The following is a 20,686-nucleotide window of genomic DNA, read 5'->3' as shown; positions in this document are numbered from 1 at the left end:
GATCACCTATTTACTGGACTTTGGGAGGTTCTAAAGGTTTGTCCAGAGGGACATTCAGCAGACGCAAGGATTCCTGCATCACGCGGGCAAAGACTGGTGCAGATACCGTACCGCCATAGTAGGTGCCTTGTGGATTTTCTACCACCACCACCATGGCGATCCGTGGATCACTGACTGGTGCCACGCCGGCAAATAATGCACGGTATTCATTGGTCGAATAACCTTTACGGTCGGCACGCAATTTATGTGCAGTACCGGTTTTACCGGCTACGCGATAACCTGGGATGGTAGCGCGAGTCGCCGTACCACCTGGCAAGGTTGCGGTTTCCATCATCAGCAGGACCTGATCGGCAATATTGGCATCAATCATCTGCTCACCCTGCGGCTGTTCTTCCAGCTTGTACAGGCTCAGCGGCATTTTCACGCCTTTATTGGCCAGCATGGCATAGGCATCAGCTAGCTGAAGTACCGTCGCGTTCAGACCATAACCATAGGACATAGTCGCCACTTCTGATACATTCCATTTGCTTGGTGGAAGAATCAAACCGGCACTTTCACCCGGGAATTTCACCGCTGAACGCTGACCAAAACCCAGACGTTTATAGAAGGTTGGTAAGGTTTCATACGGCAACGATAAGGCCAGTTTTGCCACACCAACGTTAGAGGATTTCTGTAGAATGCCGCCGAGTGTCAACTGACCATAGTTATGCGTATCACGAATGGTATGATTACCAACCCGCATACTGCCCGGTGTGGTATTCACGACTGAATTCGCCGTATATTTGCCACTTTCCAAGGCCATCGCTACAGTGAGCGGCTTCATGGTCGAGCCCGGCTCGAAAGAATCGACTGCACCGCGGTTACGCATGGCATCCTTATTGAGCAGGCTGTTTTTATCATTCGGGTTATAGGATGGCCATGATGACAGCGCCAGAATTTCACCGGTTTTGACATCTACCGCAATCGCAGTCGCTGAACGGGCATTATTGGCAACTCCGGCCGCAGTCAGCTCACGGTACATGATATATTGCAGACGCGAGTCGATACTTAAGGTAATATTTTCGCCCGGTTCAACTTCTTTAATCACTTCCGGTTCTTTGACCCGGTTACCTTTTTTATCGCGAATGATCTGCTGTTCGCCATCCTTTCCGGAAAGACGGCTATTCAGCTGCATTTCCAGACCTTCAATGCCGCTGCCTTCGCTATTGGTCAGGCCAATAATCTGAGAGTTCGGCTGTGGCTGCGGATAATAGCGCTTATAGTTTTTCTCGGTATATACGCCCTGAAAATTACGCTTCATGATCAGTTCGGCCTGTTGTGGCGGAACTTCTTTTTTCAGGATCAGATAACGTGAACGCGGACGTTCTTGCATTTTTTTGCGCAATTCTGCCCGATCCATACCGACTGCATCCGCCAGCTCATCCAGATTCAGGTTTTTATCCGGTAACTGACGTTTCAGTTTACGGCTATTCGGCTCTTTTTCCAGCGCCAGCATGGTTTCATCATAAAGTTTTTTATTGTCAAAATAATCACGTGGATCAATCACAATTTTCATGATTGGGGTACTGATCGCCAATGGAATGCCATTACGATCATAAATTACGCCACGCATCGCCTTGATGGTATTGGTTCTTAAAATATTGGCATTGGCTTTATTTTGCAAAAAATCTTTATTAATAATCTGTACATAGAAAGCACGGCAAATCAGTGTCACGAAACACAGCAGCACCACCGCCCACATGATGTAAAAACGATTGATATAAACATTTGAGGCATTTTTGTCGGTGACCGATTGTTTTTTACGTACCGGTTGCTTCTTTCTCTTGTCTACCATGTCGGAACGCTAGCCTTATTTTTTCTCATCTGAAGTTTGTGGTAAGGAAATCACGACACTTTGTGAAACCGGAGGTGAATACATACGCAGCTGTGTCACTGCACGCGTACCGATCTGTGCCGTCGCGCCAAAAGTTTGCTGCTCAATCAGCAAACGCCCCCACTCTGCATTCAGGTCATCCCTTTCACGCAGATAGGTACTCAGCTTTCTGTTATCCTGACGGTATTCAAATACCTGAAATACCACAAATACTGCACTGATGAAGACCATCAGTATCAGCATGAGATAGATTGTAACTTTTTTCAGCCACAATTTTTCTGTTTTTTTATCAACCACTTCCGTTTTCATGATCTGCCTATTAAGCTAAACGTTCTGCTACCCGGAGCCATGCGCTACGTGAACGAGGATTGGCTTTGACCTCCTCATCACTGGCTTTAACACGAGAAACTTTCTTTAAACGTCGCGTATCTTTCTGTTGTTGTGGCATTCCCCAGCCTGAATCCTCTTCAAGCGTTGACTCTTTTTGAATAAATTGTTTAATCAAACGGTCTTCCAGTGAATGGAAGCTAATCACCGCCAAACGTGCTTCAGGTTTCAAGATTTCAACGGCCTGAGGCAAGAAGATTTCAATATCTTCTAATTCCTTATTAATAGCAATACGAATCGCCTGGAAAGTACGGGTCGCAGCATGCTTATTTTTTTCCCATTTCGGGTGTGCTACTTTTACAATCTCAGCCAGCTTTGCCGTGGTATCAATATATCCAGCAGCTTTAATCGCTTTGGCAATACGGCGACTATAACGCTCTTCACCATATTTAAAAATGATATTCGCCAACGCTTCTTCTTCAATCTGGGTCAGCCATTCTGCTGCAGTTGGACCTTGCGAGTTATCCATGCGCATATCCAGCGGGCCATCTTTCATAAAACTGAAACCACGTTCAGCCTGATCCAGCTGCGGTGAAGAAACACCAAGATCCGCCATCACCCCATCAACCTGTTCAATGCCCAGTTCAGCCAAGGCATCTTTCAGATCAGCAAAGCTGGCATGGATAATTTTAAAACGTGAATCTTCTTGTTCGAGTTCAGCTGCTACAGCCAGTGCTTGTGGATCTTTATCAAAGGCATAGACGCGTGCATTTTCATCTAATTTGGACAGCAATAAACGCGTATGTCCACCACGGCCAAAGGTCCCATCCACATAAGTTCCCGTATTGCGACCCGCCAACAAGGCATCAATCGTTTCGTGAAGTAATACAGAAATATGTGACATAAAAACTCAATCAATAGGGGGAAAAATTTAACTGCACATTATCACCCTGTTTAGACAAAGCTCCAAACGACTTTTTGTAGATAAATATTACTTTCCATAGAGAAAACCGTTTTAGCATTTTTCTCATACAAAAAAGCCTCCAAAAACCGGAGGCTTTTTTCAATCCAGATGACTTCGCAGATCAATTAACGTTTGCTGTTATAAATCTGGTCAAAGATTGCACCATTCACAAAATGGGTTTTCTGTGCATTGGCCCAGCCACCAAAGACTTCATCAATGGTAAAGGTTTTGATTTTCGGGAACTGCGCCGAATATTTGGCTAATACTTTTTCATTACGCGGACGATAGAAATGTTTAGCTGCCATTTCCTGACCCAATGGTGAATACAGGTAATTGATATAACCTGTTGCCAACCATTTATTGCCATTTTTCTCCACGGTACGATCCACAATCGCCACTGACGGTTCAGTCAAAATCGTAATTGATGGATAGACGATATCAAACTTGTTTTTACCTAAGGTCTTTTGCGTGACCAAGGCTTCATTTTCCCAAGTCAGCAATACATCGCCAATCCCACGCTCGGCAAAGGTGGTCATTGAAGCACGGGCAGCAGAATCCATCACTTTCACGTTCTTATAAAGCTTGCCGACAAATTCCTGTGCTTTGGCTTTATTACCGCTTGGCTGTTTCTCGGCATAACCCCATGCAGACAGATACACCCAACGCGGCAAACCACCCGTTTTCGGGTTCGGCGTAATAATTTGTACGCCTGGTTTGGTCAAGTCATTCCAGTCCTTGATACCTTTCGGATTACCTTTACGTACCATGAATACGATCGTCGAGGTATAAGGTGCCGAGTTATGTGGGAATTCCTTTTGCCAGCCCGGCTGAATCTGACCAGATTTCACAATTTCTTCGATGTCGTTGGCCAGCGCCAAAGTCACCACATCACCTTTCAGACCATCGACCACAGAACGTGCCTGTTTACCCGAACCGCCATGTGACTGCTTGAAATTCACATCCAGACCGGTGCGGTTTTTCCAGTAAGCGCCAAATGATTTGTTAAATTCATCATAGAACTCACGCGTGGCATCATAGGATACATTCAGAAACTGACGGTCTGCTGCTTGTGAAGCAGTCGCGGTCATGCCTAAACCAGTCGCCAATAAGGCAGCACTAAATAACGATTTTAATTGAATTTTCATGGCAGCACAGAGTTTATCTTCATTAGATATAACTATATGAAATAAAATCATTTATCGCAATTCACCCTACAACATCACAACACGATAAAATAAAAGGTTTTTCTGTATTAATATTTTGTTTTTAAAAGGAAAATACTATTTATTATTCTACTTATATCTAATATATAGAATTTTATGCATTAGATATAAAGAAAATGGATAACACTTTAGCCATTTTCTTTATTTTATTTAGACTACCGCTTACTTATCTTTTTTCATTATAAATCTGGTCATAAATCGCCCCATTCACAAAATGTGTTTTTTGCGCTTTGGCCCAACCACCAAAGACTTTATCAATGGTAAAGGTCTGGATTTTCGGGAACTGAGCCGAATATTTGTTAGCGACTTTGGCATCCCGCGGACGGAAGAAATATTTCGCAGCAAGCTCCTGCCCTTTCGGTGAATATAAATAGTTCAAATAGCCTTTTGCCAGATGGGTATTACCATTTTTATTCACGTTCTTATCGACAATCGCTACCGATGGCTCGGCCAGAATTGAAATGGATGGATAGACGATATCGTACTTATCTTTACCCAGACCTTGGGTCGCCAGCAAGGCTTCATTTTCCCAGGATAAAAGCACATCACCAATACCGCGCTCGGCAAACGTCGTCAGTGAACCACGCGCACCGGAGTCGAGTACTTTGACATTTTGATAAAGTTTTTTCACCAGCTCTCTGGCTTTCGCATCATTACCGCCCGGTTGTTTCAGTGCATAACCCCAAGCAGACAGGTAGATCCAACGAGGTGCACCACCGGTTTTCGGGTTTGGGGTAATAATGTCCACACCCGCTTTGGTCAGATCATTCCAGTCTTTGATTTGCTTTGGATTCCCTTTACGCACCAAGAATACAATCGTAGACGTATAAGGTGCCGAATTACTCGGAAACTCTTTTTGCCAGCCTTTCGCGATTAAACCTGCATTGACGATTTCTTCGATATCATTGGCCAAAGCCAAAGTCACCACATCGGCCTGCAAACCATCGACCACTGAACGCGCCTGCTTGCCTGAGCCACCATGCGACTGTTTAAAATTAACCGTTTGTCCGGTTTTCTGCTTCCAAAATTTGCCAAATTCTTCGTTATATTCCTGATAAAATTCACGGGTCGGGTCATAAGAGACATTCAGGAAATCTTTGGCAATGGAATTCTGTACTGCTGTTCCCACTATAATTGTCAAGATTGCGGATGCTATTATTTTTTTCATTTGATATAACTCATTGTTTATATGACCTGCACTATACAAATCAAAAATAAACATAACAATCATATATTTATAACAATATCTACAATCTATTTCTGATTTTGAGATATCTTCTAACAATTAAATCCGGATACATATTCTGCTAGAAAAGTAATCTTCTGCTACAATATAAGACAGTTCTTCACGTTCTCTTCACAGTTGTCTGTTAAAAATAGGCCACCAAAACAGGAAATTACGATTTTTGGTAATTTTCCACAGAGTTATATTATTTCTTTTGTAAAAAATGTGACTTGGTTCTACTTCTTTATGATCAACTGTGATTAAATTGTAGACAGAGTATTAAAAAAACATTTTTAACAAAATAAAACCAACCAGAAGTAAGGAGGAAGTTTGGATATGAAATTTACATTATTCACAGCCAGCATCCTAAGCCTGATTATGTTGTTCTCGATTCAACTCGGTCATGCCGTCGTTGTGAAGACAGACTTGCCGAAGCCTACAGTAAGCACTGTTGAAAGCAAGACTTCGCCGATTGAAAAAGCGATTCAGCAACAAAAAACTGAAAAAACACTTCAAACAGAAGATAATCTAAAAGTCTTGACTGCATTTAAAGTCGCACCTTCGCAAAATTTCTTTGCAGAACAGAATTACCGCTTCACCCGCTTTGTCCAAAGTATTTTTTCGAGTGCTCATTCTTAATCAGCATCAACAGCGCTGAATATTCCCGGATTTAAAAGCCACATCATTCAATGTTGAATAAAGCATTAAGTGATGTGGCTTTTTCGCTATAATAGCTGCAATTTTATATCTAAGATTAGATCCGGCTATGACTGTTCGTACTCGTATTGCACCTTCTCCTACTGGTTTTCCGCATGTAGGTACTGCCTATATCGCCTTGTTTAACTTATGTTTTGCTAAACAGCATGGCGGTGAATTCATTCTTCGTATTGAAGATACTGACCAACTGCGTTCAACGCCTGAATCTGAAAAAATGATCCTGGATTCATTACGCTGGCTGGGTCTAAACTGGTCTGAAGGTCCTGATGTCGGTGGCCCACATGCGCCGTACCGCCAGTCAGAACGTATGGATATCTATAAAAATTATGCCTTGGAACTGGTAGAGAAAGGCCATGCCTTCTACTGTTTCGCAACTGCAGAAGAACTGGATCAAATGCGTGCAGAACAGCAGGCACGTGGTGAGTCACCACGTTATGACGGTCGCAGTCTGAATCTTTCTCAAGAAGAAGTGGAGCGTCGTTTGGCCGCTGGTGAACCACATGTGATTCGCATGAAAGTACCGACTGAAGGTGTATGTAAATTCAATGACATGCTGCGTGGCGAAGTGGAAATTCCATGGGCGCAAGTAGACATGCAAATCCTGCTGAAAACCGATGGCCTACCAACCTACCACTTGGCTAACGTAGTAGATGATCATTTGATGCAAATCACCCACGTAATTCGTGGTGAAGAATGGATTCCATCTGCGCCGAAACATCAGTTGCTGTATCAATATTTCGGTTGGGACATGCCGGTACTCTGCCACATGCCACTGCTGCGTAACCCGGATAAATCTAAGCTGTCTAAACGTAAAAACCCGACCTCAATTAACTATTACAGAGACATCGGTGTACTGCCTGAAGCCTTGTTGAACTACTTGGGTCGTATGGGCTGGTCAATGCCAGATGAAAGTGAAAAATTCACTTTGGCTGAAATGATTGAACATTTTGATATCAAACGTGTATCCCTCGGTGGTCCGATCTTTGATGTTGAGAAATTGAACTGGTTAAATGGTCAATGGATCAAGGCACTCAGCCCGGCTGAACTTCTAGATACCTTATTGGCCTGGAAAGCGGATCGTGCCAAGTTAGAAGAAATTGCAGCTGCGATTCAACCGCGTATTAACCTGCTGTCTGAAGCGGTAAATTGGTCGGCACATTATTTTAACCATTTCCCGACCCTGTCTAAAGAACAGTTTGAAAGCAAGAAACTGTCGGATGAACAGGTACGTCAAAGTCTTCAATTCGCAATTTGGCGTTTAGAAAGCCTGTTCACCTGGAATAACGACACAGTGAGCCAGACCTTGATGGACCTGGCGACGCAAATGGAAATCAAGTTGCGCGACTTCATGCCTGCGTTCTTTATTGCGATCGCCGGTTCGACTGCATCTACACCAGTGATGCAAACGATGGTGACCATTGGTCCTGATTTAACCTTTGCACGTTTACGTCATGCGCTGGAAATTGTCGGTGGTCCAAGCAAAAAAGAGCTGAAAATCTGGGAAAAACTCAATGAAAGCTTAAAGTTGCCGAAAAATGAAGCAGTTGATCAAGCTTAATTAATTTTTGTGTTGACGTGTGAGCGCGATATCCCTAATATAGCGCTCACACAGACTGGGGTCATAGCTCAGTTGGTAGAGCGCTACAATGGCATTGTAGAGGTCAGGAGTTCGATCCTCCTTGACTCCACCAAATCAAGTCTTGCTTTAGCTGTGTTATTTGCCTCAATTGTCCCTATCGTCTAGAGGCCTAGGACATCGCCCTTTCACGGCGGTAACCGGGGTTCGAATCCCCGTAGGGACGCCATATTCAAGATGACCATAATATATTGTTGTCATCTTATAAAAAACCCAAGCATTGCGACTTGGGTTTTTTATTGCCTGTATATTTTATGTTGGGCAATATTTCGGTTTCTTCGCATCTTCCGATAAAATAATCAGTAATTTAGAATTTTGGAGTTGTAATGCAATATCGTTGCCCTAAGTGTCAAAGCCCGAAAATCATGCCAGTGGCCCAGCCAGGTCAAGCAGCTCCACGTCCAGTGGTTCCTAAAAGCTTAATGTTTCTGGTCCCTGCCCTGTTCCTGTTATTATTACTGGTCATTATTAGCATCGCGATGTGGATTTTTGGCGATGGTGCAGGTACCACTTTACAGACTGCGACTGTGATCGTCTTTATTCTTTCTTTGATCGCAGGTTTTATGTTCTATAAAGATCTACCTGATTTTAAAATTTCAATGCAGGCATTCATGCAAACACAAAAGAAATGGAAATGCCGTGAATGTAATCATGAGTGGGAAATCTAATTTACCCTCCACCATATAATAAACATAAAAAAACCAGCCCTGAGGCTGGTTTTTTTATTTACAAAAGTCGGAGATGATTAAACACCGATTTTGCGATATTTTTGACGCTTCGCTACAAGATCATCACCATCACGCTTACGGCGATATTCTTCAAACTCAGCATAGTTACCAGTGAAGAATTCAGGGGTTTCACCTTCAAATGACAAGATGTGCGTTGCAATACGATCCAGGAACCAACGGTCATGCGAGATCACCATCACAGTACCCGGGAATACCAGAATGGCATCCTCAAGTGCACGCAAGGTTTCGATGTCCAAGTCGTTCGATGGTTCATCCAGCAAGATCACGTTTGCACCCATTTGCAGGATTTTCGCAAGTTGTAAACGGTTACGCTCACCACCTGACAATTGACCTACGCGCTTTTGCTGATCTTGGCCTTTAAAGTTAAAGCGACCGATATACGCACGAGATGCGATTTCGTAATCACCAATCTTCAAGATATCTAAACCACCAGACACTTCTTCCCAAACGGTTTTGTTGTTATCTAAGGTGTCACGGATCTGACCGACATAAGCCACTTTAACCGATTCACCCAGCGTTACCGTACCGGTATCTGGTTGCTGTTCGCCAGTCATCATACGGAATAGCGTGGTTTTACCCGCACCGTTCTCACCCACGATACCCACAATTGCAGCAGGTGGTACTGTGAACGTTAAATCTTTGTACAGTAAGCGATCACCAAACGATTTACTGATGCCTTCAACTTCTACAACCTTGTTGCCCAGACGTGGGCCAGGTGGAATGTAGATTTCAGAAGTTTCGTTACGTTGCTGGAATTCGCGCGAGTTAAGCTCTTCAAAACGCTCCATACGCGCTTTGTTTTTCTTTTGCTGACCTTTGGCATTAGAACGAACCCATTCAAGTTCTTTTTTCAATGCTTTAGCAAAAGATTCTTCCTGCTTGTTCTCTTGCTCTAAACGGGCATTTTTCTGCTCAAGCCAAGAAGAGTAGTTACCTTGATACGGAATGCCCATACCACGGTCAAGCTCCAGAATCCATTCAGCAACGTTATCCAAGAAGTAACGGTCATGCGTAATAGCGACGATGGTACCCGGGAAGTCTTTCAAGAAACGTTCCAACCAAGATACAGAAGAAGCATCTAAATGGTTCGTCGGTTCATCGAGAAGCAACATGTCTGGTTTAGACAGAAGTAAACGGCAAAGTGCCACACGGCGGCGCTCACCACCTGAAAGCTTAGATACATCTGCATCCCAAGCAGGCAGGTTCAATGCTGCAGCCGCTTGATCCATCTGGTTGGCAAGGTTATGCGCATCCCAAGTCTGGATAATCGCTTCAAGCTTCTCTTGCTCTTTCGCAAGTGCATCGAAATCTGCATCTTCTGCTGCATATTCAGCAAAGACTTCATCCAGACGCGCTAAAGCATCAAGAGGTTCACGTAAACCATCTTCAACGTTACCACGAACGTCTTTGGTTTCATCTAAAGGTGGTTCTTGCTCAAGATAACCGATTTTTGTACCCGGTTGCGCACGTGCCTCACCAGAGAAATCTTTATCTACGCCCGCCATAATACGAAGCAAGGTAGATTTACCTGCACCGTTTAAACCAAGCACACCAATTTTAGCGCCTGGGAAAAATGATAAGGAGATGTCTTTCAGGATTTCGCGCTTAGGCGGAACCATCTTCGACACTCGGTTCATCGTGTAAATATATTGGGCCACGTAGGACTCCTCAACTGAAAAACCAAATGGGGTTAAAACAACCACCCCAGCTCAAAAATGAGCGAAAAAATAATCGGCTATTATACGCAGAAAGCTGCGAAAACATAAGCCATTGCCATGAACTTCAATGCATTGTTACAAGTTTATTGATGATGTTTTTTTAAACAGTTGTTTTCAGTAAAATAAACGACTCAAATCCAGGTCGATATATGAATATTTCATATATTTATTTCAATAAAATTGCACTTTTACTCATATGTGAAAATGCTACACTCAAGCCATAAACTTAAACAAGAAGATCAAACAGAATGAGTTATAAAGCAGAAACCCTTGCGATTCATGCAGGTTATACCCCAGAAGCAACCACCAAAGCTGTGGCAGTGCCGATTTACCAAACCACGTCTTATGCCTTTGACAATACTCAACATGGGGCCGATCTCTTTGATTTAAAGGTTCAGGGCAATATCTATACCCGAATTATGAACCCGACCACTGCGGTTCTGGAACAACGTGTCGCAGCACTGGAAGGTGGAATTGGCGCGCTGGCTTTGGCCTCTGGCATGGCTGCGATTACTTATGCGATTCAGACCATTGCGGAAGCGGGTGACAACATTGCTTCTGTGTCAACGCTTTACGGAGGTACCTATAATCTTTTTGCGCACACCCTGCCCAAACAGGGTATTGAAGTCCGTTTCTTTGATTATGAACAACCGGAAAGTCTGCATGACTTGATTGATGAAAAAACCAAACTGGTTTTTGTGGAATCGATTGGTAACCCGCTGGGTAATATTATTGATCTGGAAGAAATCTCTAAAATTGCGCACGAATATGGCGTGCCGGTCATTGTCGATAATACTGTTGCCACCCCAGTACTTCAAAAATCTTTCGATTTCGGCGCAGATATTATCGTGCATTCTCTGACCAAATATATCGGCGGTCATGGCAATTCAATTGGCGGCATTATTGTGGATAGCGGTAAATTCCCGTGGGGTAAATACCCTGAACGTTTCCCTGCCCTGAATACGCCTGACCCAAGCTACCATGGCGTGAACTATGTCGAAGTTTTGGGAGAAGCAGCTTATATCGCCCGTGCGCGCGTAGTGCCACTGCGTAATACCGGCGCTGCGATCAGCCCGCAGAATGTGTTTCTGATTCTGCAAGGTCTGGAAACTTTAAGCTTGCGTATGGAACGTCATACCGAAAACGCACTGAAAGTCGCTGAATATCTGCAAAAACATCCTAAAGTGAAATGGGTTAATTACGCCGGCCTGAAAGATCACCCACAGCATGCCTTGGCACAGAAATATGTGAAAGGTAAACCGTCTGCCATTCTGACCTTTGGGGTAGAACATGGTCTCGAAGGCGGCACACGTTTTATTGATGCCCTGCAACTGTTTACACGTCTGGTCAATATCGGCGACGCTAAAAGTCTGGCCTGCCATCCGGCGACTACTACGCATCGTCAGCTCAATGCCGAAGAGTTAAAATCGGCAGGCGTCAGTGAGGATATGGTGCGTTTATCTATTGGGATTGAACATAGTGATGACCTGATTGCCGATCTGGAACAGGCGCTGGCGGCCGTTTAAAAAGTGCCCGAGCCGCTTCGAAACCTCATCATTTTGGTGAGGTTTTTTTATTTATTTTCTAAAACAGCCACTTGCTTTACTTTTTATTTTCATGTTAAAAGTTAAATGAAAGAGTGAACACAAATAGAGCAATTACTCTAATTTTTATTTTAATTTCAATAGTTTAATTTATAGATTTTCTTGAAGAATTGGTTATCATATCTGGACTCACCTTCGCTCTCATCTTCTATTAGAGCGCTATAGATCTTTAATAAAAATAATTTGAACGCTGACTTCAAATTAGGGATAACAAACGTGAAAACTAGACTACACAAACAACTGGAAAAACGTGTTGCAGGTAAAACCGTCCTGATTACCGGTGCATCCAGCGGTATTGGTTTAACGACAGCACATCAACTGGCTGATGCAGGTGCCCATGTTTTACTGGTAGCCCGTACTCAGGAAACCCTAGAACAAGTAAAATCAGAAATTGAAGCTAAAGGCGGCAAAGCCTCAATCTTTCCATGTGATTTAAACAATATGGAAGCAATTGATGAAGTTTCCAAACAGATTATTGCCTCAGTCGATCATATTGATATTCTGATCAATAATGCAGGTCGTTCGATTCGCCGTGCGGTACACGAGTCAGTAGATCGTTTTCATGATTTTGAACGGACCATGCAGCTGAACTATTTCGGCGCGGTGCGTCTGGTGATGAATATCCTGCCGCAAATGATGATTCGTCGTGCAGGTCACATTATTAACATTAGTTCGATTGGCGTACTGGCGAATGCTACCCGTTTTTCGGCCTATGTCGCATCAAAAGCTGCGCTGGACGCCTTTAGCCGCTGCCTGTCTGCAGAAGTGCATTCGCATAAAATCGCAATCACGTCGATCTATATGCCTTTGGTGCGCACCCCGATGATTGCGCCGACCAAAATCTATAAATATGTACCGACGCTTTCTCCGGAACAGGCGGCTGACCTGATTGCCTATGCGATTGTGAAACGTCCGAAGAAAGTGGCGACCGGTTTGGGCCGTCTGGCTTCCATTACCTATTCAATTGCACCGGATATCAACAATGTCTTGATGTCGATTGGCTATAACCTGTTCCCAAGTTCAACTGCATCTGTGGGTCAACCGCAAAAACTGAACTTAGTGCAAAAAGCATATGCGCGTTTGTTCCCGGGCGAACACTGGTAATTTTTACTGGGATAATTTCCTAGAAATACAAGCCGCCTACAGGGCTAATGCCAGTCAGTTAAATAATTGACTGGCATTTTCTTTTTAAATTCAAGATTATATTTGATAGGTAGAAAAGTCATCCGCAACTGTTTGAGGCAGGACTACATTAAAAAATGATTATTTCTGCGATAAATTTACTAGTGGATGGTGGCTGACGAGTTTTGCGGATGACAAATGCCTTTGGTTACTTTGGGCGAAACCAAAGTAACAAATGATTTACAAATATTTGATTTAAAACGCTAAGACTCCGTCGTGAACGACTAAAAAGTTAAAGAGTCTATTTCTAAATTCTTTAACTGATCAGCATTAGCACACAGGGCTGATTTTTAATGTCTCAGATTTAAAATATCTGGGTAAAAGCAGATCAATCTGGATAACACACGACACAGTCTGTCCTGATCAACACAGATTTTTGTCGCAAATGCTGCGAGATCACGTACACTATCAGCGGATATTTCCTATCCGTATTTTTATATTTTGATTGAAATGATGGAAACCCTTATGAACAACGCGCAATGGCTCGATGAAGTAAAATTTAACGATCAAGGATTAGTCCCTGCCATTGCCCAGCATCATCAAAGCGGACGTGTGTTGATGGTGGCCTGGATGAACCGTGAAGCCTTGGCTTTAACTGCCGAAAAAAATCAGGCAGTGTATTTCTCTCGTTCACGCAGTAAGTTATGGCATAAGGGCGAAGAATCAGGACATTTTCAGACCGTACATGAAATCCGTCTGGACTGTGATGCCGACGTGATTGTGCTGCAAATTGAACAGCATGGCGGCATTGCCTGCCATACCGGCCGTGAATCATGCTTCTATCGCAAGCTCACACCAAATGGCTGGGAAATTGTCGATGCACAGTTGAAAGATCCATCTGCGATTTATGGCGAAAAATCGACAAATCCGCATACGCTGGCGATGGAAGCCTCAACCGCTCAATCTGAGCAGGTCGAAGTCCTGTCTTATCTGGGTCAAATGATGGCAGAACGCAAACAGGCCGATCCGGACTCCTCTTATGTGGCCAAGCTCTACCATAAAGGCCTGAACAAGATTCTGGAAAAAGTCGGTGAAGAAAGCTTTGAAACCGTGCTAGCAGCCAAAGACTTTGACCAAGATGCTTCCGCAGACCATAAAAATGATCTGATCTATGAAGTGGCAGATCTTTGGTTCCATACTATCGTCATGCTCGGCTATTTCGACTTGGATGTGCAATTGGTATTAAATGAACTGGCTCGTCGCCAAGGCTTGTCCGGCCTGGTTGAAAAAGCCAACCGTCAGCATTAAGCCTTGAATTCATCTGTGTCTGATTTAAAAAAACCGACCGCGACCTATGAGCAGGCCACTGCCATTGATAACGCACGTCTGGGCAAATCCTTTAAAGTCATTGCCTATGCTGGCACAGGTAAAACCACTACCTTGCAAATGATCAGTGATGCCATGCCGCAAAGACGTGGCATGTATCTGGCTTTTAACAAGGCCATTGCCAGTGAAGCGCAAGCCAAGTTTCACCGGGGTGTCGATTGCCGTACTTTTCACTCACTGGCGTTTCGCAGTGTTCCACGTGGAGTCACCGACAAACTGCGCTTGCCACGCTTGAGTCCAAGTTTTATTGCCAAAGAATACCGGCTTGAACCGATGACCATGCGCCGCATGATGGGTGGGCGTTATGAAAAATATGTCTTGATGCCTTCGCGTCTGGCAAGCTTGGTCGCCAATGCTGTTGGTTATTTCTGCTCGACCAGTTCGCAATACCCTGCCCCACGGCATATCCAGGCGCCGAGCTGGTTGCATCCGGATGATATCGAGACTTTACAGAAGAAACTTTATCCGGCAGTCGAACGACGCTGGCTAGAGTCGATTGATCCAAATCATCAGGCAGGCATTGGTCATGACATTTACCTGAAACTCTGGGCGTTGTCTGAACCGAATATCCCGGCCGACTATGTGCTGTTCGATGAAGCTCAGGATGCCGATCCCTTAATGCTGGGAATTTTGCTGAAACAGCGCAGCACCCAGGTGATCTATGTCGGAGATGCGCATCAGCAGATTTATGCCTGGCGTGGTGCAGTGAATGCCATGCAGCAACTACCTTTACCTGAATCACGTCTGACCACCTCATTTCGTTTCGGTCCTGAAGTTGCCCTGAATGCCAATGCCATTTTAGGTGCCTTAAATGAAACTGTGCCTTTACTCGGCAATCCGTTGTTAGATTCTAAAGTCGTGAATAAACCGCATACCAAAATGCGGGATGCAATTTTATGCCGGACTAATGCCCGCGCCATGGAACTGTTATTAGCAGGTTTAGTTCGTGGGGATAAAGTCAGTCTGCAAGCCGATCACGTCAAACTGAATCGTTTTGTCGATGCGGCCGCCATGCTGAAACAGGGCAAACGTGTGGTTGATGTACCGGAACTGGCCTGGTTTAACTCCTGGCATGATGTCCATGAATACTGTGAAACCAATGAAGGCAGTGACATCAAGCCACTGGTCAAACTGGTGGACGAACATGGCACCGATCCGCTGAAAAAAGCTCTGGCTAAAATCACACCAATTGCCCAGGCTGATTATATTATTTCCACGGCGCACAAGGCCAAAGGCCTAGAGTGGGATCGGGTTCATATTGAAGATGACTATCAGTTTAAGCTCAATGAAAAAGACCATAAAATTAGTGATGAAGAATTAAGATTACTTTACGTGGCCTGTACACGTGCTAAAGTGAGTTTAAATATTCATCACATTTATGACCTGATTCAGCAACTGAAGATCAAAATGCCGCAGTCGCTTCGGCAGGCAGTCGGTTAAGGTGCATGGCATGGATGTAAACCTCATAGGACAGGTGATCTATGCACATCCAAGCGCTTCAACTGAAACATACCTTGCATTTTTCCGACATTCAGCTCCAGTTTAATTATCCGCAATGCCCGGTCACCTTGATTCTGGGCAATCAGGGAACTGGCAAAACTACGCTTTTACGTTTTAGCTATCAGGCACTGACCTGGTTTGCAGCGCGTTATCGCGACAGCCGTGCCGCGGGTCTGGTGATGCAAGATCAGGACATCATGCAAAACCGGCTGCAATCCAAAATTGATATCCGGATCGGTTTTCCTGAAGATATGGGCAGCTTGCCAGAATCCAGTCAGTCTGAGCCTACCCAGCTACAAAGCTGTTCATGGCAAATCTACAAGACCCTAAACAGTCAGGGTCTAGGATTTAGCAAAGCAGAAACCTCACAGCTTGAAAGCGTGCTCAGCCTGTATCACAAAGCCCGCTTGCACGATCCCCTGCTCGGCTTACCCCTGATTGTCTATTATCCTGCTGAACGTTTTACCAATGAAGTCAATCTGCTCAGCAAAAATAACCCGGCCATTCTCCAGTCTGCACATGCTTATGAAATAGCTGCGATTCCTTTCACCACCTTTGCTCGTTTTTTTGAATGGTTTCGTGAAATCAGTGATATTGAAAATGCGCAAAGTGCCAAGATTATGGACCAGATTTTGGCGCGTGCCTTGCAGCAGCCTGAGAATATCCGAGGAGATGAACTGGCTCGGCAGATCGAGAAAGCCCAGGCACATCTGCATGCACCAAATCTCACCGCTTTAAAACAGACCCTGTCGCTGATCATGCCAGAAGTCAGCCAGATATATTTAAAATACCAGCCCAAGCTGCAACTGATGGTGACCTATCAGCAACAAACCTTCACTTTCCAGCAACTGCCTAACAGTATCCGCAACTGGATTGCGCTGGTGGGCGATATTGTGCGGCGTCTTTGTCTGTTGAATCCCAACAGTTTATTCCCTTGTCAGGAAGGTACAGGTATTTTACTGATTGATGCAATTGATCATCAACTGGATCAGGAGATGGCAGCAGTGATCCTATCACGCCTGCATCAGGCTTTTCCTAACTTGCAAATCATTGCGACCGGCAACCGGCCTGAATTACTGGAACAGGCACACGCTTTTCAATGTCTGAAACTGGAAAATAAACAGCTGCACCCCATTCACCTTGAAAGTATGAAAACCCAGTTTGATCAGATCTACGCAGAGCTGGAATTGCAGCGAAATAAAGATATCTCGCCCGAAGATACTTTACTGGAAACGGTCACCGAACCCGTCACACCGCTTGCAGTATTGCAAATGATTCAGCAACAGTTAAATCCGGAACAACAGCAGGAACTGCTAGCCCTACTGACTCAGGAGTATCATCCGACGCTACCTCAGTCGCTCTAAACAGATTCAAAAAAATAAGCGCGATTGTTTGAGTAAACAAGGAAGCCTTTTTCAGCATTCTGTTTTGCTAGGATTGAACTGTTTTGAGTCAAATTTACAATCAATGCCTGCAATTTAATCTTAATTTTCGGTCACTTCTGGATGATCTGTTTAAGCATGCAGCGCCTGTTAAATCCGAGCCGGCGTATAATTTATAAGTTCTACATAAAAACGTTGATGTTGTTGTTATCCTGTAATATGATCGGTTTTATTTGCGAATTTCATTGTAAAATCGGAATTTGCTATCGTTTATAAGTTGCGCAATACAACTGTTTTATATTCTTTTTGAATATTCTTTTGGCTTTCAAGATTGAGAAGTTTGGGTCGCTCCTTGTGGTCCTGTAATCCTTGAAAGATAAAGATTCACCTTAGGTTGATCAAAACCTAAATCATGACAATGGATACGAGTGTGCTGCCGATTATTATATTGTTACCGTTAGTATTAGGCACAACCCTTGTCTCGTGGCTGAAGCAATTTTCGCGCGGGGTAACGGCTTTAGGGGCAATTGGTGTCAGCCTCAGCAGTTTCTTATTATTATTGAGTCAGGCGCCTGCCATCTTTGATGGTGCAGTGATGACCCAGACCTGGTCCTGGCTGCCCCAGCTCGGCATTGATTTCAGTTTTCGCCTGGATTCTCTGGGATTGCTGTTTGCCTTGCTGATCAGCGGAATTGGCACCCTGATTTATATTTATGCCTATTATTATCTCAATCCAAAAAACTCACTGAGCAAACTGTATCTTCTGCTGATGCTGTTTATGGCCGCCATGCTCGGGATTTCATTGTCAAATAACCTGATTATCTTATTAGTTTTCTGGGAACTGACCAGTATTTCCTCCTTCTTGCTGGTGGGTTACTGGAGCAATTACGAAGCGGCGCAACGCGGCTCACGTATGGCCTTGACCATTACCGGAATGGGTGGTCTGGCGATGCTGGGCGGTTTTGTCCTGCTTGGTCAAATTACCGGCACTTATCAGCTTGACCAAATCCTGACGATGACTGAGCAGATTCAGTCCCATCATTTATTTGTTCCAACCTTGTTGCTGATTTTACTTGGTGCCTTTACCAAAAGTGCGCAGTTCCCGTTCCACTTCTGGTTGCCGAATGCCATGGCTGCACCGACACCGGTCTCTGCCTATTTGCACTCGGCCACCATGGTCAAAGCCGGTTTATTCCTGGTAGCACGTTTGCTCCCGATCTTTGCCGGTGCTGCACTGTTTCATAATATTGTGACCTTTGTTGGTCTGTTTACCCTGTGCATGGCCGCCTTCTTTGCCATCTTTAAGGAAGATCTGAAGGGCTTACTTGCCTACTCCACCATCAGTCATTTAGGTCTGATCATGTGTCTGCTCGGGATTGGCTCACCACTGGCCGTTGCAGCAGCGATTTTCCACATTATTAACCATGCCACCTTTAAAGCGGCACTGTTTATGATTGCCGGCATCATCGATCATGAATCCGGTACCCGTGACTTACGTAAATTGTCTGGCTTGTGGCAATTACTGCCCTTTACCGCAACACTGACCATGATCACGGCAGCATCCATGGCAGGTGTACCGTTGACCAATGGTTTCCTGTCCAAGGAAATGTTCTTTACCGAACTGGTCGCCAGTTTAAGTGGTCCACTTATGGTCGGCTCTGCTATTGTCGCGACACTGGCCGGGATTTTTGCGGTGGCTTATTCCATTCGACTGGTGCATGGGGTCTTTTTCGATGGTCCGCTAGGCAAGCAGGTTCCGAATAAAGATGCACATGAACCTGCCTTTGGTATGCGCGCACCGGCTACTTTGTTAGCAATTTTATGTATTTTAGTCGGTCTATTACCCGCTCTTCTAGTAGAAAAAATTGTCAATAGCACCACTCAAGCGACAACCCAAAATTTTGATTTTGAAGGTACCCATCTGGCGCTTTGGCATGGTTTCAACCTGCCGCTGCTGATGAGTGTGATCGCTCTGCTCGGCGGAATAATCTTTTACTTTTCTCTCGCCAAAGGTGGCGCCTTACGTGAAATCGACTTGGATCCAAAACTGGGCCGCTTACAGGGCCGGGTGCTGTTCGACCTGTTTTTGAAAAATTTGCTGCTGAATTCACGCCGTTTCCGCCGTACCACTGAAAATGGCAAATTACAAAGCTATTTATTGTGGATTGTGATTTTTACCATCGGGCTGGTGGGGTTCCCATTACTCAGCAATGCGGTGGGTACGGGTACACGCGAGCTGACCCATGCCCCTGCCCTGGCGATTATCTTGTGGTTACTGCTGTTCTCTGCCTGCTGGATGCTGCTGTGGTTCCATCATGAGCGGATTAAAGCGGTACTGATTAGCGGTGCAGTCGGCCTGGTCGTCACCATGGTCTTTATCGGCTTCTCGGCGCCCGATCTGGCATTGACCCAGATTACGGTCGATGTGGTCACCACGGTTCTGCTCCTGATGAGTTTATCTTTACTGCCTCAGTTAACACCGTATGAATCGAGTCCGACCCGTCGCTGGCGTGATGCCATTATTGCCTTGGGCGGCGGTCTCGGGATTGCGGCAATTGCCTGGCTGATCATGACCCGTGATCACAATTCCATTTCATGGTTCTTCCTGCAACAGTCCATTCCTCTGGGCGGCGGAACCAATGTGGTGAATGTGATTCTGGTCGACTTCCGTGGTTTCGATACCTTCGGCGAAATTACCGTCCTGGGGATTGCCGCAATTGGTGTACTCAGCTTGATGGATGGCATGCGTGCGCATGGTACCACCATGACCCAAGGCCTGACCTATCGTTTTAATCCTTCCCCGCTGATGTTGCGTATTACTGCATCCTGGATTTTGCCGGTCGCGCTAGTGGTCAGCCTGTATATCTTTTTGCGTGGCCATAACCTGCCGGGCGGTGGATTCATTGCCGGACTGGTGACTTCACTGGCACTTATTATTCAATATATTGCAGTGGGACAGGACAAAACCGAACAGTTGCTTGGCGCCAAATCCGGTCGCCTGTATGAAATCTGGATCGGGATCGGCTTAACGATTGCAGGGTTGACCGGAATCGCGGCCTGGTTCTGGTCACGTCCATTCCTGACCAGTGCACATATTTATGTCTCTCCGCCCATCATTGGAGAAATGCATTTAGCTTCGGCTGCACTGTTTGATGTCGGCGTCTATGTCACTGTTGTCGGTGCGACCATGCTGATGATTTCGGTCTTGGGCGATTCACGTCACTCAAGCATGACTGGCCCCGTACCAAGAGGATAATAGA

General features: G+C 44.9%; 15 protein-coding genes and 2 tRNA genes. 11 read left to right on the top strand and 6 right to left on the bottom strand.

All coding sequences use genetic code 11. The features are described from left to right. Positions 1 to 10: 10 nt before the first annotated feature. The 5 genes from ftsI to Q9R21_RS04630 all read right to left on the bottom strand — a co-directional run bounded on the left by ftsI (position 11) and on the right by Q9R21_RS04630 (position 5,555). The gene (gene ftsI, locus Q9R21_RS04650) at positions 11 to 1,834 is read right to left on the bottom strand and encodes a penicillin-binding protein PBP3 (RefSeq protein WP_311203813.1); all 1,824 of its coding nucleotides are present in this window, start codon (positions 1,832 to 1,834) and stop codon (positions 11 to 13) included. Positions 1,835 to 1,849: 15 nt separating this feature from the next. Next, positions 1,850 to 2,116 carry a cell division protein FtsL gene (gene ftsL / locus Q9R21_RS04645; RefSeq protein ID WP_370940785.1) on the bottom strand — a complete coding sequence of 89 codons (267 nt, stop codon included), beginning with the start codon at positions 2,114 to 2,116 and terminating at the stop codon, positions 1,850 to 1,852. Between the two features lie 76 nt (positions 2,117 to 2,192). After that, positions 2,193 to 3,104: a 16S rRNA (cytosine(1402)-N(4))-methyltransferase RsmH gene (rsmH, locus tag Q9R21_RS04640; RefSeq protein WP_085064331.1), complete on the bottom strand. Its 912-nt coding sequence runs from the start codon at positions 3,102 to 3,104 to the stop codon at positions 2,193 to 2,195. Positions 3,105 to 3,289: 185 nt separating this feature from the next. Then, complete coding sequence (locus Q9R21_RS04635) at positions 3,290 to 4,309, bottom strand: sulfate ABC transporter substrate-binding protein (RefSeq protein ID WP_311203812.1); 1,020 nt, start codon at positions 4,307 to 4,309, stop codon at positions 3,290 to 3,292. Between the two features lie 244 nt (positions 4,310 to 4,553). Then, on the bottom strand, positions 4,554 to 5,555 hold the full coding sequence (locus Q9R21_RS04630) for a sulfate ABC transporter substrate-binding protein (RefSeq protein ID WP_311203811.1): 1,002 nt from the start codon (positions 5,553 to 5,555) through the stop codon (positions 4,554 to 4,556). 393 nt (positions 5,556 to 5,948) lie between these two features. On the opposite strand from Q9R21_RS04630, the gene Q9R21_RS04625 reads away from it, so the two are divergent. From Q9R21_RS04625 to Q9R21_RS04605, 5 genes are all read left to right on the top strand, one after another. Continuing rightward, the gene (locus tag Q9R21_RS04625) at positions 5,949 to 6,251 is read left to right on the top strand and encodes a hypothetical protein (RefSeq protein ID WP_004281126.1); all 303 of its coding nucleotides are present in this window, start codon (positions 5,949 to 5,951) and stop codon (positions 6,249 to 6,251) included. Between the two features lie 127 nt (positions 6,252 to 6,378). Further along, positions 6,379 to 7,887 carry a glutamate--tRNA ligase gene (gene gltX, locus Q9R21_RS04620; protein WP_311203810.1) on the top strand — a complete coding sequence of 503 codons (1,509 nt, stop codon included), beginning with the start codon at positions 6,379 to 6,381 and terminating at the stop codon, positions 7,885 to 7,887. A gap of 57 nt (positions 7,888 to 7,944) precedes the next feature. After that, a tRNA-Ala gene (locus Q9R21_RS04615) sits at positions 7,945 to 8,020 on the top strand. Positions 8,021 to 8,058: 38 nt separating this feature from the next. Further along, positions 8,059 to 8,134 (top strand) — tRNA-Glu (locus Q9R21_RS04610). 157 nt (positions 8,135 to 8,291) lie between these two features. Further along, complete coding sequence (locus Q9R21_RS04605) at positions 8,292 to 8,633, top strand: membrane protein (protein ID WP_004281123.1); 342 nt, start codon at positions 8,292 to 8,294, stop codon at positions 8,631 to 8,633. Positions 8,634 to 8,710: 77 nt separating this feature from the next. On the opposite strand, the gene ettA is transcribed toward Q9R21_RS04605, so the two are convergent. Further along, positions 8,711 to 10,372 carry an energy-dependent translational throttle protein EttA gene (ettA, locus tag Q9R21_RS04600; protein ID WP_004281122.1) on the bottom strand — a complete coding sequence of 554 codons (1,662 nt, stop codon included), beginning with the start codon at positions 10,370 to 10,372 and terminating at the stop codon, positions 8,711 to 8,713. A gap of 308 nt (positions 10,373 to 10,680) precedes the next feature. On the opposite strand from ettA, the gene Q9R21_RS04595 reads away from it, so the two are divergent. The 6 genes from Q9R21_RS04595 (at position 10,681) to Q9R21_RS04570 (ending at position 20,682) form a co-directional block, all read left to right on the top strand. Continuing rightward, positions 10,681 to 11,958 (top strand): aminotransferase class I/II-fold pyridoxal phosphate-dependent enzyme, encoded by a 1,278-nt coding sequence (locus tag Q9R21_RS04595; RefSeq protein WP_311203809.1) that lies wholly within the window; start codon positions 10,681 to 10,683, stop codon positions 11,956 to 11,958. A 294-nt stretch (positions 11,959 to 12,252) separates the two neighbouring features. After that, positions 12,253 to 13,140 (top strand): SDR family NAD(P)-dependent oxidoreductase, encoded by an 888-nt coding sequence (locus tag Q9R21_RS04590; protein ID WP_004644933.1) that lies wholly within the window; start codon positions 12,253 to 12,255, stop codon positions 13,138 to 13,140. Positions 13,141 to 13,683: 543 nt separating this feature from the next. Beyond that, positions 13,684 to 14,466 carry a bifunctional phosphoribosyl-AMP cyclohydrolase/phosphoribosyl-ATP diphosphatase HisIE gene (gene hisIE, locus Q9R21_RS04585; protein ID WP_311203808.1) on the top strand — a complete coding sequence of 261 codons (783 nt, stop codon included), beginning with the start codon at positions 13,684 to 13,686 and terminating at the stop codon, positions 14,464 to 14,466. Positions 14,467 to 14,481: 15 nt separating this feature from the next. Continuing rightward, positions 14,482 to 15,984: a UvrD-helicase domain-containing protein gene (locus tag Q9R21_RS04580; protein ID WP_311203807.1), complete on the top strand. Its 1,503-nt coding sequence runs from the start codon at positions 14,482 to 14,484 to the stop codon at positions 15,982 to 15,984. A 41-nt stretch (positions 15,985 to 16,025) separates the two neighbouring features. Beyond that, positions 16,026 to 17,408, top strand: coding sequence for an AAA family ATPase (locus tag Q9R21_RS04575; protein WP_311203806.1), 1,383 nt, complete (start codon positions 16,026 to 16,028; stop codon positions 17,406 to 17,408). A 436-nt stretch (positions 17,409 to 17,844) separates the two neighbouring features. After that, positions 17,845 to 20,682 (top strand): monovalent cation/H+ antiporter subunit A, encoded by a 2,838-nt coding sequence (locus tag Q9R21_RS04570; RefSeq protein WP_311203871.1) that lies wholly within the window; start codon positions 17,845 to 17,847, stop codon positions 20,680 to 20,682. The last annotated feature ends 4 nt before the right edge of the window (positions 20,683 to 20,686 follow it).

This window comes from Acinetobacter sp. RG5, assembly GCF_031844265.1.
In the GTDB taxonomy this organism is placed as follows: domain Bacteria; phylum Pseudomonadota; class Gammaproteobacteria; order Pseudomonadales; family Moraxellaceae; genus Acinetobacter.
The sequence above is the reverse complement of the archived record's forward strand: the minus strand, read 5'-3'. Positions and strand labels throughout refer to the sequence as shown.